At 63.1% G+C, this 14517-nt stretch carries 14 protein-coding genes; 6 read left to right on the forward strand and 8 right to left on the reverse strand.

The annotated features are described in order from the left end of the window. Positions 1 to 680 precede the first annotated feature (680 nt). Both AC07SU_RS14785 and AC07SU_RS14790 read left to right on the forward strand, forming a co-directional pair. Positions 681 to 2738 carry a methyl-accepting chemotaxis protein gene (locus AC07SU_RS14785; RefSeq protein ID WP_494997446.1) on the forward strand — a complete coding sequence of 686 codons (2058 nt, stop codon included), beginning with the start codon at positions 681 to 683 and terminating at the stop codon, positions 2736 to 2738. 307 nt (positions 2739 to 3045) lie between these two features. Then, positions 3046 to 4779, forward strand: a complete 1734-nt coding sequence (locus AC07SU_RS14790; RefSeq protein WP_494997447.1) for an OPT family oligopeptide transporter — start codon at positions 3046 to 3048, stop codon at positions 4777 to 4779. Positions 4780 to 4817: 38 nt separating this feature from the next. Here the strand turns inward: AC07SU_RS14790 and AC07SU_RS14795 are convergent, their stop codons facing one another. Further along, complete coding sequence (locus AC07SU_RS14795) at positions 4818 to 5258, reverse strand: hotdog fold domain-containing protein (protein ID WP_176998675.1); 441 nt, start codon at positions 5256 to 5258, stop codon at positions 4818 to 4820. Positions 5259 to 5393: 135 nt separating this feature from the next. On the opposite strand from AC07SU_RS14795, the gene AC07SU_RS14800 reads away from it, so the two are divergent. Then, on the forward strand, positions 5394 to 6017 hold the full coding sequence (locus tag AC07SU_RS14800) for a TetR/AcrR family transcriptional regulator (protein ID WP_494997448.1): 624 nt from the start codon (positions 5394 to 5396) through the stop codon (positions 6015 to 6017). Here AC07SU_RS14800 and AC07SU_RS14805 read toward each other — a convergent pair. Next, complete coding sequence (locus AC07SU_RS14805; RefSeq protein ID WP_494997449.1) at positions 5998 to 6453, reverse strand: VOC family protein; 456 nt, start codon at positions 6451 to 6453, stop codon at positions 5998 to 6000. The genes AC07SU_RS14800 and AC07SU_RS14805 overlap by 20 nt on opposite strands. Before the next feature lie 127 nt (positions 6454 to 6580). Between AC07SU_RS14805 and AC07SU_RS14810 the strand changes: the two genes are divergently transcribed. Both AC07SU_RS14810 and AC07SU_RS14815 read left to right on the forward strand, forming a co-directional pair. Beyond that, complete coding sequence (locus tag AC07SU_RS14810) at positions 6581 to 7207, forward strand: glutathione S-transferase family protein (protein ID WP_494997450.1); 627 nt, start codon at positions 6581 to 6583, stop codon at positions 7205 to 7207. 87 nt (positions 7208 to 7294) lie between these two features. Continuing rightward, positions 7295 to 8020, forward strand: coding sequence for a BPL-N domain-containing protein (locus tag AC07SU_RS14815; protein WP_494997451.1), 726 nt, complete (start codon positions 7295 to 7297; stop codon positions 8018 to 8020). A gap of 280 nt (positions 8021 to 8300) precedes the next feature. Here AC07SU_RS14815 and solA read toward each other — a convergent pair whose 3' ends face one another. Together solA and AC07SU_RS14825 are read right to left on the reverse strand one after the other, a co-directional pair. Continuing rightward, positions 8301 to 9470, reverse strand: a complete 1170-nt coding sequence (solA, locus tag AC07SU_RS14820; RefSeq protein WP_494997452.1) for an N-methyl-L-tryptophan oxidase — start codon at positions 9468 to 9470, stop codon at positions 8301 to 8303. A gap of 68 nt (positions 9471 to 9538) precedes the next feature. After that, positions 9539 to 10777, reverse strand: a complete 1239-nt coding sequence (locus tag AC07SU_RS14825; protein ID WP_494997453.1) for an epoxide hydrolase family protein — start codon at positions 10775 to 10777, stop codon at positions 9539 to 9541. Positions 10778 to 10883: 106 nt separating this feature from the next. Here AC07SU_RS14825 and AC07SU_RS14830 point away from each other — a divergent pair, with 106 nt between their 5' ends. Beyond that, a complete protein-coding gene (locus tag AC07SU_RS14830) occupies positions 10884 to 11471 on the forward strand; it encodes a TetR/AcrR family transcriptional regulator (RefSeq protein ID WP_494997454.1) in 588 nt (195 codons plus the stop codon). On the opposite strand, the gene AC07SU_RS14835 is transcribed toward AC07SU_RS14830, so the two are convergent. The 4 genes from AC07SU_RS14835 to AC07SU_RS14850 all read right to left on the reverse strand — a co-directional run. After that, complete coding sequence (locus AC07SU_RS14835) at positions 11472 to 12728, reverse strand: hypothetical protein (RefSeq protein ID WP_494997455.1); 1257 nt, start codon at positions 12726 to 12728, stop codon at positions 11472 to 11474. A gap of 68 nt (positions 12729 to 12796) precedes the next feature. After that, positions 12797 to 13159, reverse strand: a complete 363-nt coding sequence (locus tag AC07SU_RS14840) for a hypothetical protein (RefSeq protein ID WP_176998684.1) — start codon at positions 13157 to 13159, stop codon at positions 12797 to 12799. A gap of 697 nt (positions 13160 to 13856) precedes the next feature. After that, positions 13857 to 14312 (reverse strand): SMI1/KNR4 family protein, encoded by a 456-nt coding sequence (locus AC07SU_RS14845; RefSeq protein ID WP_494997456.1) that lies wholly within the window; start codon positions 14310 to 14312, stop codon positions 13857 to 13859. 23 nt (positions 14313 to 14335) lie between these two features. Next, on the reverse strand, positions 14336 to 14517 hold a 182-nt coding region (locus AC07SU_RS14850), incomplete at its 5' end, for a hypothetical protein (protein ID WP_494997457.1).

Here is a 14517-nt window from a genome sequence, read left to right on the forward strand (position 1 = left end):
TTTGACGCCGATTCCTGTGTAGGAGCTGGCTTGCCAGCGATAGCGGTACGCCTGCTGGCACTGGGGCAAATGACCCACCGCCATCGCCGGCAAGCCGGCTCCTACAAATGGGGTTTGACGCCGATTCCTGTGTAGGAGCTGGCTTGCCAGCGATAGCGGCACACCTGCTGGCACAGGGGCAACTGACCCAGCGTCATCGCCGGCAAGCCGGCTCCTACAATGGGGTTTGACGCCGATTCCTGTGTAGGAGCTGGCTTGCCAGCGATAGCGGTACGCCTGCTGGCACTGGGGCAAATGACCCAGCGTCATCGCCGGCAAGCCGGCTCCTACAAATGGGGTTTGACGCCGATTCCTGTGTAGGAGCTGGCTTGCCAGCGATAGCGGTATACCTGCTGGCATTGGGGTAATTGACCCACCGCGATCGCCGGCAAGCCGGCTTCTACCGTTGATCGGGGTGTTTATCCGTTACAGGTCCGCCCCCAAGGCTGAGTGCTTTTGCCCCATTTCAGGGCGTTTGTTGTGCACCTGTAGTGTGCAAACCCGCTGATCTCCTGCCTCTCAATCAACGGCCCGTATCTTGCTAGAGCCAAGCTAATCAATGACATGGCATTTTGCTGCTAGTCATTTCAAGGCTTCGCCCCTCGGTGCACCGTGTGGGTTGTTTTAGGGAGTGGTCGGCCATGCACAGTCTTTTGTCCCCCGGTATCCGCCTGCTCGGGCGCTTGGGTTTTGCGCGTAAGTTCCAGGTGCTGTTCTTCCTGTTCATGCTGCCCCTGGCGGGAAGCCTGTGGATGATCGGCCAGGACTACCGCGACAAACTCGCGGTGATTTCCAGCGAACAATCCGGCGTGCGCCAGCTGCTGGCCCTGGACGCGCTGGACGCCCAGCTCACCGCCCAGCGCAACCTGGCTGCACGCTGGAAAGCGGTCGACATCCTGCACGCCCCCACCCCCGCAGCCCAGGCGGCGATGGACAAGGTGGACGCCGGCAGCCCCGTTATCCAGCAGAGTCTGCAAGCCCTTGGCGAGGCCCTCAAAGCCCAGAACGCCAGCGCTGACACCCTGGCGCGCTTCGAAGCGTTGCAGGCCACGGTCAAGGGCATGGACACCCAGTCCCTGCGCACCGTGGGCTGGTGGCCGGATGGCTACGATCGTTTCACCGCTGCGCTGACCGCCCTGCAAGCCCTGCGTGAACAGATCACCCTCGACGCCGGCTTGATCCTCGACCCGTGGCTGGAAACCTACCTGCTGATGCAGATCTCCACCCAGCACACCCCCGACCTGATCGAGCGCATCGGCCGCACGGCGAGTGTGGGTGAGTCGTCCATTGCCTCCGGGCAATTCACCCTGCAAAGCCGCCTGCAGATGCGTGACCTGCGCGGGCGCATCGGCGATGCGCGGGACCAGCTGGTCAAGGCCGCCGCCTCGCTCAAGGCCAAGCAATACCCAGGCCTGGAGCCATGGACAGTGCAGTACGACAGCAGCCTGCAACTGCTCGACACCCAACTCAAGGCTCTGGATGAAGGCGTGTTCGGCGGCACCATCAAACTCGACATGGCGACGTTCGACGCCAGTGTCGACGGCATGCTCGGTGCATTGGGCGCATTGCGCAGCCAGTCGCTCAACTCGCTGGACGAACGCCTGGGCTACTACCGCGACCGCTCGCTCAAACATTTCATCCCGGTGGTGGCCACCTTCAGCCTGCTGGCCTTGGCGGCGTTGTACCTGTTCATGTGCCTGCAAGCGTCCATCCGCCGCAGCGCCAGCGGCATCACCACCCTGGCCGAGTCCCTGCGTGACGGCAACCTGTGCGTAGAAGTGGCGGTGGAAGGCCGCGACGAACTGGCGGCGATCAGCACGGCGCTCAACGTCGCCGTGGTGCAGTTGCGCACCAGCTTGCTGGGGGTCAACCACGAGACGCAGCAGTTGGGCTCCACCGTGCTCACCCTCAACACGCAGTCCGGCAGCACCCTCACCGAGGTCGAGGACCAGCAACAACAAATCAGCCAGATCGCCGCAGCGGCCACGCAACTGGCCGCCACCTCCATGGGCGTCGCCAAGAGCTGCGAGCAGGCCTCGGGCAGCGCGCAACAGACCCGGCAGATTGCCGAAGACAGCAGCCGCGACAGCCAGCGCACCACGGCGAGCATCCAGCAACTGAACCAACGCCTGGGCGACACCGCCAACGCGCTGGAACAGGTCAGCCAGCAAGGCCAACAGATTCAGTCGGTGGTCGATACCATTCGCGGCATCGCCGAACAGACCAACCTGCTGGCGCTCAACGCCGCCATCGAAGCCGCCCGCGCCGGTGAGCAGGGGCGTGGGTTTGCCGTGGTAGCCGATGAAGTGCGCAGCCTGTCGCAACGCACCCAGGCCTCCACCGCGCAGATCGCCGGCACGGTGGACAGCCTGCGCGCCACCGTGAGCCAGGCCGTCGCGTTGATGGGCGCCGCGTGTGAACAAGCACTGACGGATGCTGAATCGGTCACCGGCTTGGGCACCCGCCTGGGTGAAATCGCCGGGGCGGTGCAGCACGTCACCGACACCCTGGCGCAGATCGCCACGGCGGTGGAGGAGCAGGCGGCGACGGCGGATGAAGTGAGCGGCAATATCCAGCAGGTGGACCAGGCGGCCGGGCGTTTGTTGGACGGTGCGCGGGCGGTGAACCGTGCAGCGGATACCTTGAGCAAGGGCAGCCAGGCGTTGAGTGATAACACGGCGCGGTTCCGCCTGGGTTGAGCTGACACAACTCATCCCCCCTGTGGGAGCTGGCTTGCCTGCGAAGGCGGTGTATCAGTTATTGCAGCTGCCACTGACACACCGCTTTCGCGGGCAAGCCCGCTCCCACAGGGGATTGGCGCTATGCCTATTCTCCGAGTCTGGCGCAGATTCAAATGTTGAGGGGGCAGGCTTGCCCTACAACACAGAATCTCCCACATTTTGTTCTCAGGTGTTTTCAGGGGCCGGTCAGGTCTTCCACCTGAACCTTCGGCGCAGGCAGGGCTCACTTATCAGGTAGCCCGTTCCCTTGCCGAAAGGAATCCGCATGCCTGCAACGACCCTGCCGCACGGCCCCGTCACCCGCGAACTGAGCCTGCGTGCCGTCATCACTGGCAGCGTGCTCGGCATTCTGCTCACCCCTTCCAACGTCTACGCCGGACTGAAGATCGGCTGGTCGTTCAACATGTCGATCATTGCCTTGCTGATCGGCTACGCGATTTTCCAGGGTTTGGCCAAGCGCTCCGGCGAGCAGCTGCCGTGGACGTTGCACGAAAGCAACATCAACCAGACCGTGGCGTCGGCCGCCGCGTCGATCATCTCCGGCGGGCTGGTGGCGCCGATCCCGGCCTACACCTTGTTGACCGGCAACCAGCTGGACGCGCTGCCGATGATTGCCTGGGTCTTCTCGGTGAGTTTCCTGGGCATCTGGATCGCCTGGTACCTGCGCCCGTCGTTACTCAACGACAAGGCGCTGAAATTTCCCGAAGGCATGGCCACCCTGGAAACCCTGCTGCACATCTACAACCACGGCCGTGAAGCCGCGACGCGTTTGAAAGTGCTGCTCAGTGCCGCGTTGCTGTCGGGGCTGGTCAAGTGGGTGGACACCTTTGTGTGGGCCTTCCCACGTTGGTCGCCCAGCGCCGCGTTGGAGCGCCTGACCTTTACCGCTGACCCGTCACTGTTGCTGGTGGGCTTCGGCGGCATCATCGGTATTCGCGTGGGCCTGACCCTGCTGCTTGGCGCCTTGCTCGCCTGGGGCGGCGTCGGCCCCTGGCTGCTGGCGCAGCACCTGGTGACCTTGCCGACAGACAGCAGCGGCCCGCAATTCGCCGCGCTGGTGGAGTGGTTGCTGTGGCCGGGGGTGAGCCTGATGGTGTGTTCCACCCTGGCTTCGTTGACGATTCGCTTGTGGGCGTTGCATCGCTCGACGCGCGCCAGCGGCGCGGCCACCTGGACGCTGCCCAAGCCAGGGCCGGCCGCCGGCTTGGCGCTGTCGATCGTGTTGGTGGTGAGCCTGCAGGCGTTGCTGTTCGGCATCCACCTGGGCATGGCCTTGCTCACCATCCCCTTGGCAATCTGCCTCGCCGCCGTCGCCGCGCGCGTGGTGGGCGCCACCGGCATTCCGCCGATTGGGGCGATCGGGCAACTGTCGCAACTGAGCTTTGGCATCGCCGCGCCGGGGCAGGTGCCGATCAACCTGATGAGCGCCAATACGGCTGGCGGTTCAGCCGGGCAGTGCACCGATTTGATGAATGATTTCAAGGTGGGCAAGGCCATTGGCGCCACGCCGCACAAACAGGTGATCGCGCAGATCCTGGGGATTTTCATCGGCAGCATCGTCGGTGTGTTCGCCTACCTGGCGCTGATTCCTGACCCGTCCTCCATGTTGCTCACCGAGGAGTGGCCGGCACCGGCCGTCGCCACCTGGAAGGCCGTGGCGCAAACCCTCACCCATGGGTTGGATTCGTTGTCGACGAGTATCCGCTGGGCCATCGCCCTTGGCGGTCTGGTCGGCGTGTTGCTGGGCATTCTGGACAGCACCTTGCCCGCCCATCGTGCCCGTTATCTCCCGAGCGCCGCCGCGCTGGGCCTGGCCTTTGTGCTGCCGGCCTCGGTCTCGCTGATGATGGCCCTGGGCGCGATCCTCACCTGGCTGGTGAGCTGCCGCTGGCCGAGCCTCACCGAACGCTTTGCGATCACCGCGGCTGCGGGGTTGATTGCGGGGGAGAGCATCACCGGCGTGGGGGCTTCGTTGTGGTCGATGGTGGCGGTTGGGTGAAGCGAGGCTCGGCCCAGGCCGAGCCTGCCGCCCAGGCCTCAGGCAAGCTTCACATTCATGGTGATGTTGGCGGTGAACACCTTCACCTCGCCCTCGTCGAAAATAGCCACCGGCACGATCTTGTCCCCGGCTGTCGTCCAGTCAATGCCACTGCCATCGGCCACCGCGCGGATGTTCGACTTGGCCTTGGCCAGGTATTCCACGGTCATGCCTTTGGGAATCCATTTGGCCCCTTGAGGGATCGACACGTCGGTCATGGTGCCGCCCGCCAATTCCGCCGCGTTGCACAAGGCAATGGCATGCACGGAGGCCAGGTGGTTGGTGATTTCCTTGCGAAACGGCACGTTGACCACCGCGTGCCCCGGGCGCAGTTCGGCGATGTGCGGGTTGATGGTGCTGAAGTAGGGCGCCACCTGGCAGGCCATCTGGCTGAACGCGGCTGGGCCTGCGCTGTTGAACATAGTGAGAAACTGGCTCATGGGTTTTCCTCTGGGTGATTTACAGAATAATATTCTGTGACGGAACAATATTCTGTAAATTCCAGAGGTGTCAAGGCCATGCCTTCTCTCTGGGCCACTGTCGCTTTAGACTCCGTACATTTGCCGGGCCACTTCATGCACGCACCTGATCTGTTCGAGCGCACCTTTCCGGGCCGGCGCAGCGACCTCAAACGCAGTATCCTGCGCGAGGCCCTGGCCTGCTTTAACGACGTGGGTATTGAAGCGACGACCATCGATACCATTCGCGCCCGCTGCGAGACCAGCGTGGGCGCGATCTACCATCATTTCGGCAACAAGGAAGGCATCGTCGCCGCGCTGTTTTTTGCCGCGCTGGAAGACCAGGCCGCCTTGCGCGAGCACTACCTGGGCCAGGCGCAAACGCCCCAGGCCGGTGTGGAGGCGCTGGTGCGCAGTTATGTGGAATGGGTCGACGCGCAACCCGAATGGGCGCGCTTTGTGTTCCAGAGCCGATTCGCCGTGGCCAACGGCCCGCACAAGGACGAGTTGCTCACCCGCAACAAACAGCGCAACCGGCAGTTGACCGAGTGGATGAGCGAGGCTGAGCGCCGTGAAGCGTTCAGCCATATTCCGCCCGAGCTGTTGCTGTCACTGATCATCGGGGCGGCGGAGAGTTACGCCCGGGCGTGGTTGTCCGGGCGGGTCAAGAACAGCCCGATTGACCATGCGCCGTTGCTGGCGCAGGCGGCATGGGCGTCCATCAGTCAAACGCGTCCTTGATGAAGGCTTCCAGCGTGGCTTCTTCGAGGATCTCCATGGAGAAATGCCCGAAGCGTTTAGGCAGCCAGATAATGCGTCCCCCGGAGGGTGACTGCAGGTTCTCGCGGGCCAGGGGCACGCCGTTTTCATTCTCGGGCTGCACACCGGCGGCGACCAGTTCGTCGTAAGCGACCTCGATGTCCGGCGTGGTGTAGCAGTGGCGGTAAATCATCCCTTCGCCGTGGGCGTCCAACAGCTCGCGCAAGTTGCCGGCAATCGGCTGGACCAGCATGAAGCGCTCCTGGCCCATCAGCACCACGGCATAGCGCACATGCAAACCGCCGCGTTCCCAGACGAAGGTCTTGGAAATACGCGCTTTGAGGATGCGCGCGTAGTAGGCGCAGGCGTCTTCGAGGTGTTCGACGAGTATGTCGACGTGGCTGAATTTCAGGTCCATGGCGGGCTCCTTGTAGATCGATGCCTATCCTAACCATGGCGCGTATCGCCTAGAAATTTATTTGCCGGCACTCTCGGCTGCTGGCGTAGTCTCTTGCCAAGACCCCACTGGCCCTTCGGAGCACGTCATGATCATTGTTCACCACCTCAACAACTCGCGCTCGCAGCGCATCCTGTGGCTGCTCGAAGAACTCGGCCTGCCCTATGAGATCAAGCGCTACCAGCGCGACCCGAAAACCAACCTCGCGCCACCGGAACTCAAGGCCATCAACGCCCTGGGCAAATCCCCGGTGATCGAAGACGGCGACCTGAAGCTGATCGAGTCTGCCGCGATCATCGACTACCTGATCCGCCGTCACGGCCAGGGCCGCCTTCAGCCGGACCCGGCTACCGCCGCCTATGACCAGTACGTGCAATGGCTGCACTTCGCCGAAGGCTCGGCGATGTTGCCGCTGATGCTCAACCTCTACGTCGGCCGCCTGGGCGAAGCGGGCGCGCCGCTGCACCCGCGTATTGAATCGGAGGTGGCCAACTACCTGGGCTATCTGAACGAAGCACTCGGGAAAACCCCGTACCTGCTGGGGGATGAGTTGAGTGGGGCGGATATCCAGATGAGTTTTATCGGCGAAGTCGCCAAGGCCCAGGGCAAGTTGCCGACGTACCCGAACCTGGCGGCGTGGGTGCAACGCTTCCAGGCGCGGCCGGCGTATCGCAAGGCGGTGGAGCAGGGCGGCGAATACGCGTTTGCCCGGTGACGCTGGGCAGGGTTGCTTACAACTGTTAACGGATTGGACGACGCAATCGCTATAGGCTTTGGGCTGTCCGCCCTGGAGCCTATTGCCATGAACCTGCGAGCCATCGCCGCCCCATTGTTTGCATTTGCCCTGTTGCTGCCGTCACCGGCCGAGGCCGCGGCGTCCATCACCCGTGTCGCCATCTATCGGGGAGCGGCGGGGTGTGACGACTGTTCCGAGAACGTGGCGAAGGCTCTGCGACGGGTCAACCCCGACGTCCACATCGATTTTGTGGGGGCGGATGAGTCGATCGACATCACGCCGCAAACGCTGGTGCGTTACGACCTCTATGTGCAGCCGGGCGGCGGCCAGGACATCCCCGGCGCCTTGCGCAGCCTGGGGGAAGCGCGCAGTGAGGCGATCCGTGATTACGTCGCCAACGGCGGTCGCTACCTGGGGTTGTGCATGGGGGCGTACCTTGCGGATGACACCAACCTCGGGCTGATCCCCCAAGACCTAGACGGCGAAGCCGGCCGCCCCGGTTTTGAAGTGCCGGGTATTGTCGACGCCGCCGTGCAGGTCACGTGGGGCGGCAAGGCGGATCAGGTGTTTTTTCAGGACGGCCCTTACATGCCCAAGGCTGGGCGCTATACGACCCTGGCGACCTACCGCAACGGCGATGTAGCGGCGGCGCGGTATACCTTTGAAAAGGGCGTGGTGGTGCTCAGCGGCCCGCACCCCGAGGCCAGCCAGGAATGGTTCGAAAACGCCGAGATCCCGCTAAGCAAAATGCCCAGGAACGACCTCTTCAGCACCCTGATCCACAGCTTTTAATTGCAATGATCGCCATCGCCGGCAAGGTGGGTTTTGCGCAGATTTCCGTGTAGGAGCTGGCTTGCCAGCGAAAGCGGTACATCAGCTGGCCCATCATTAAATGACCCACCGCCATCGCCGGCAAGCCGGCTCCTACAAGGTTGGTTTGACGCAAGTTCTTGTGTAGGAGCTGGCTTGCCAGCGATAGCGGTACGTCAGCTGGCCCATCATTAAATGACCCGCCGCCATCGCCGGCAAGCCGGCTCCTACGAGGTTGGTTTTACGCCAATTCCTGGGTGGGTTAGGGGATGTTGAAGCGCGCCAGGGAGAACGAGGACAAATCCAGCTCGCTCTTGCCGTGCATGCACCACTGGGCAAACGCTTCGCCCAATGCCGCCGAATGCTTGAACCCATGCCCCGAACACGGCGACGCCACCAGGGTGTGCTGCAACGTCGGGTGTTGGTCGATGATGAAGTGATGATCCGGCGTCACCGTGTAGGCGCACACGGCCGACTTGACCACCTTGCCCGTCAGCCCGGCAATACGGCCCTGCACTTGGCTCTCAAACATTTCCCGTTCCTGCGCCGGGGATACCGTGCGGTCCAGCGTTTCCGGCGTGGAGTGGGTGTGATACTGCGCCGTGGCAACCTTCAGGCTGCCTTCGCCGGGCAGCGCGGGGAAGCCGTAGTGGTTCTGACTGTCGCCCCGGCCATGGGTGAGGATGTAGGTGGGCGATTTCCCCATCAGGTCGGCACCCGGTTCCAGCTCGAACCAGAACAGCTGCTGCCGGTACACCTTGAGCAACTGATCAAACGGCGCGCCCAACAACCCGCCTGCCCAGTTGCCGGCACTCACCACCAGCTTGTCCGCCTGCAACGTGCGCCTGTCGGTGGTCACCGTCACGCCGTGCTCATCCGAGCGGATGTGGGTCACGGTCTCGCCCTTGTACAGCGTGGCGCCGTGCTGCTCGGCCAATTTGAGCTGCACATCGATGCAACGCTCCGGCCGCACAAACCCGCCACCGGGCTCGTAGTAGCCGATGGAATCGTCGGCCACCGTGGCAAATTGCGGGAAGCGCTGGCGAATCTGCGCGGCATCCAGCACCTCGTGTTCGATGCCGTAGGTTTGCGCGAGCGCAATGGTGCGCAGGGTGAAATCGGTAGTGTCGCTGGGGTCGAAATCATCGCTGGATGTGAGCACCAACAACCCCGACTGCTCAAACAACGCCTCCCCCGACACCGCCTCCAGCTCCCGCCAGATACGGTGCGAGTTACGCACGATGGGCACGTACGGCGCGCCTTCACCTACCGACAACCGCGTGATCCGCGTGTCGCCGTGGCTGGAGCCCAGCGTGTGCGGCGGGTGATGCCGGTCGATGCCGGCGACCTTTACGCCGGCCTTGGCCAATTGGTACACCGTGGCGGCACCCATGGCGCCCAAACCGATGACCAGCGATTCATAACGTTCCACTGTCGATACTCGCTAGAGGGGAGGGCGCTTAGTTGAGTGCAACCACGGCTAAAACACAATGGCCGCGATTACCCGGCGCTGGCGCGAAACGGTCGGAACGCCTTCCACAGTTCCTCGGCAAACACCTGCGGTTGTTCGAAGGCCGCAAAGTGCCCGCCCTTGTCCACGGCATTCCAATAGAACAGGTTGGCCCACGCCGCCTCTGCCCAGGCGCGTGGCGGCTTGAAGGTTTCGGCGGGGAAAAGGCTTGCACCCATCGGCACCTGGATGCGCTCCACACCACCCCGGGCCGACGAGAAAAAGTCCGCGCCACGAATGGTCGCGCCCACGCCTTCCCAGTACAGGCGAGCACTTGAAGTGCCGGTGCCGGTAAACCAATACAGCGAGATGTCATCGAGCATCTGGTCACGGGTGAGGGCGTCTTCGGGGCGGCCGTTGTTGTCGGTCCATTCCCAGAATTTTTCATACATCCACGTGGCCAGTGCCACCGGCGAATCGTTCAGGGCATAGCCGATGGTTTGCGGACGCGTGTTCATCTGGTTGGCGTAGCCGGCCTTGTCGCTGACGTAACGCTCGATGTCTTCCAGGGCCTGGCGTTCTTCCTCGGTGGGGTGGGCGGGCAACTGCGCCGGCACCACCATCGGCAAATTCACGTGGGCTGCCTTCAAGCCTTCGGGGGCCTGGCCGGCCAGCGCAGTGGTGATGGCCGCGCCCCAGTCGCCGCCCTGGGCCACCCAGTGTGGGTAGCCCAACCGCTCGCGCATCAGCACCGCCCAGGCTCGGGCGATACGCGCCGGGTTCCAGCCCTGCTCGGTGGGTTTGTCGGAAAAGCCGTAGCCGGGAATCGCCGGCACCACCACATCAAACGCGTCTTCGGCCGTGCCGCCGAAGGCCACCGGATCGGTGAGGCGCTCGATCACCTCCAGAAACTCCAGCACCGAGCCCGGCCAGCCGTGGGTCAGCAGGATCGGCGTGGCATTCGGGTGCGGCGAGCGGGCGTGGATGAAGTAGATGCCCACGCCGTCGATCCGCGTACGGAACTGAGGGAAGCTGTTCAAGCGCGCTTCAAACCGGCGCCAGTCATAACCGTTGAGCCAGTAGTCCACCAGCGACTTCGCCGCCTCCAGCGGCACACCTTGGGACCAGTCCTCCACCAATTCCTGATCGGGCCAACGCACCAGGCGCAAGCGCAGCTGTAAATCTTCGAGAGCGGCCTGGGGCACGTGCACTTCAAACGGTGTGACGGCCTCGGTGGCAGGCGGCAAGACCAGGGGGCGATGGGCGGAAAAATCGTATGTTGCGGGCATTTCTGTCTCCAGGGGAATTGTTTGTAACGGCCGCTACAAAATAGCCTGAGCAGAAATCCTGCGTCAATGATATTGTATCGGCCGATACAGAATCAGCAGGTGCCCCATGGCAAGAAAAATAGCGTTTGATTACGACCAGGCGGTCGAGAAGGCCAAGGTGTTGTTCTGGCAGCGTGGCTACGTGGCCACCGGCCTGCGCGACTTGCTCAAGGTGATGGACATCGGCGAAAGCTCCTTCTACAACTCGCTCAAGAGCAAGAAGCAGCTGTACCTGGCCTGCGTGCAGCGCTACGAAGACGACGTGGTGGCGCGACGCCTGGAAGCCCTGGTGGCGGCGCCCACGGCGGCCGAGGGCATCCGCGCATTTTTCAGCGTGATCCTCGATGACCTGGAAGGCGCACAGATGCCATCGCCCCTGTGCATGGTGGCGGCGATGGTGACGGACGTGGTGTTGTCAGACCCGGAGCTGCGCGAGCGCGCCGAGCAAGGGCTGGAAGCGGTGCGCGGCATCATGGCCGAGCGCCTGGGTGAGGATCAGGCCCAGGGCTTGTTGCCGGCCTCGTTGGACTCGCAAGTGACCGCCACGGTGATCCTCACCTATCTGCAAGGCCTGTGGCGCATGGCCTTGGTGAAGTTCGAACGACCTGGCTTCGAGCGCCAGGTCGACACGGTGTTGCAGGGGCTGGGGCTTTAGTCAGCGCACCACGTCGAATGCGGTGAATTCATTCACAATACGCGCCTTGCTCGACACCGACTCCAGCGTCAGGGCGACGCCCAGGTCCTCGATGAACGCACGGGTGGACTTATAGTCACCCTGCTCGCAGGTGAGCCGGATCGCATCGCCCGTCAACGACGCAAACACTTGGCTTGCCGGGAAGCGCTCGCCCACCTGGCAGGTCAAGGTCGTGTCGGTCGGTTTGTCGGTGGGCTTGACGGGCACATAGGCCATTTTCATGTAAGCGCTCAGTGTTTGGCCGGGGGCCCAACGGCTCGGCACCTTCAATTCAGCCGACTGGGTTTGCATGACCTGGTCGGCGCCCAAGCCGTTCATTTTTGATTTCAGCTGGACCAGATCGGCGAGCATCAGGCGGTCCACATTGAACGCCTCGCCGTAGGCTTCGTTCTTGCGCAGCAAGCCGCCCTCGGCGTTGAAGGTGACCCTGACCGGGTTGTCCTTGCCACTGCCGTCCTTCGACACGTAGCTGTAGCTCAACGTCTTGAACCTGGGCTGCAACAGCGGCACGTCCAGTTGCTGGCGCACGTTGGCGGGCACCGGCACATCGCCGATAGAGGTTTCGACGACGGTGCGCGGGTAGTCCACCGGCGCGATGTCCGGGCGCAACACGGCCAGGATCCCGGCGTTGACGCCGCCCTGTACCGAACAGCTCACCCGTGTTTGCGTGCCTTGCGTGTTCTCTGGCTCTACGATCAGCACACGCTCTACATGGCGCAGGCCCGGCGCCTTGCCCAGCATGGGTTTGATCGACTGCCAGCCGTTGCCCACCTTCAGCTCGCTGCGGCTGTATTGCCCCTCGGTTTTAATCAGCGCGCCGCGTTGTTCCATCAGCGGCGCAAGGCGCTGGGCGACCTCGTCGAGACCGCCGTCCACCACGAAGCCCCAGTAATAGTAGAGGCCCAACGGGCCGAGATCGGCGACTTCATCGTTGTACGACAGCAACTTCAAACCCGCGATGGCCGGCGCACTCACCGGTACAGCATTGGCTTGGCGGTTGGTGCGATCCCGCACGGCGATCCAGCTGAAGTTCTTGTCCTGCTTGAGCGGCGCATAGGCCTGCCACGCGTCACGGTGGGTATTCAGGCTGCTGAAGAAACTCTCGTCGCAACGGGTGAAGGCCTTGAGCGTGTCGGTGAGCGGGGCATCGTCGGCGTGGGACACGGCTGGCACCAGCAAGGCAGCAGCGAGCAGGGCGGCGGAAAACGGCAACTTCATGGGACGGAACTTCCTTTTCGACGAGCAGGGAGCAGGGCGGGCATTATCCAGCAGTTGGGCGCCGGGCTCTAGTTGGCTGAGCGGGTGAGGCGCAAACGCCAATTACCGCCGTGCTGGGTTTGGCAGGCTTCTTCGCTGTCCAGCTGGATGCAGCGTTGCAGCGGCATGGGTGGGAGCTGGGCTTTGTGCAGGGCGGCGGCGGTCAATTCGTGGATGCGCGCGTCCAGGCCTGTGGCCACGGCGTGGTCCTTGCTGGCACGGGTGTCGAAGACCCAGGTGATGCGCAGGCTGGCGGGGAAGTCGGCGTGGTTGACGGTGTGGGTCAGCCATTCAAACCCGGGGATTTCGGTTTTGGCGGTGTCGCAGGCGTCGGTGAGGGCTGTGACCAGCTCGCGTTCGAGGCGCGTGATGTCGCGTTTTGAGAGGGCCATGGGAAGCTCTGGCAAAGGGGCAGGCGCAGCAGGTTAACAGAGTCTTCTGGGTTGGGGCTGTTGGGGATTGGTGGGGCGGTGATGGCGGTGGGGCAGGGGCATATCTGTTGGCTGTGCTGCCGCTTTCGCAGGCAAGCCAGCTCCTACAGTGGGTCTTCGTCGTTACGCAGACCCCTGTGGGAGCTGTCGAGCTTTAGCGAGGCTGCGAAGGCGGTGGGTCAGGCGGCCTATCTGTTGACTGTGCCGCCGCCTTCGCGGCCTCGCTGGGGCTCGACGGCTCCCACAGAGGGTTATGGCACGGGCGTGAAACTTGTGAAGGGGCAGTCGCTCTCTGAGCTTGCGCGGCAGAAGTCGTCCGCGTTCCAGTGTGGCCCTACCGCATGGGGGCGTTGCGGGTAGCGCTGCGACATCCTCAAAAATGCAAATGGCTCCGGCCCTTCGTAGTCACAGGCCACGAAGTAATACTCACGCTCGCCCGGGGCTGACTGGTCGGTGCGGATGGCGGCCGATTCGAACTTCATTCCCTTGAGGTAGTGCTCTTGTGCATACGGGTTCTCAGCGGTCCATCCGCTGCCGGAGGCGATGGCAGACTAGCTGACAGTTTTACAGGCTCATTCGGCATAAGGTTGCTGTGCCGACGTTCAGGAAGAGTTGATACCCAACCGGCAGGGCGACGGTCGATCCCAAGCGCTGGGGCTTACGCCTCGGGTTGCAACATCCCCAGCAACGCGGTGAAGGACTCCGCGACGTTAAACATGCCTTCCGCCACCTCCAGTTCATGAAAGTAGAACACCACCGTGGGGGAGGCGGGCGTTTTGGAATAATCGAAGCACAAGTAATCACCGCCGCCGCCCACCACGATCGGCAAGTAATGCTCAGGCAGTTGATGATGCTCTCGCAGCGTCACCAGCGCGGTGATGATGTTCTCCGCGCTCTCGAAGGGGTCCAGGGTTAGCAGCATGCCGAAACCGATGTTCCAGGGCGTGCCATCCACCTCGATGGTCAACGTGTGGCCTGCGGGTTGCCCGCCGTGATAGCGCTTTACGCAATCAACGTAGTCGTGAGGCAGGGTGAAGCGGATCACTTTTTGAATACCGTCAACCAGATCATCGGATAACGGTTGATGGGTCGATGAATAGGTATTCCATTGCATTGAAGGGCTACTCCGGCGGCGTTTTAGAAATTATCGGCCCGATTGCACGACGTGCTCTCACCCAACGGCATGCGGCTGCCTTTGATCTCACCAACCCAGCGTTGACCGAGTACACCCGCTGACCTGCGCCCACTGTAGGAGCCGGCTTGCCGGCGATAGCGATCCAACAGTGAACAGCGTTGCAGCTGACCCACCGCCATCGCTG

Source organism: Pseudomonas sp. GW821-FHT05H12 (genome assembly GCF_059419385.1).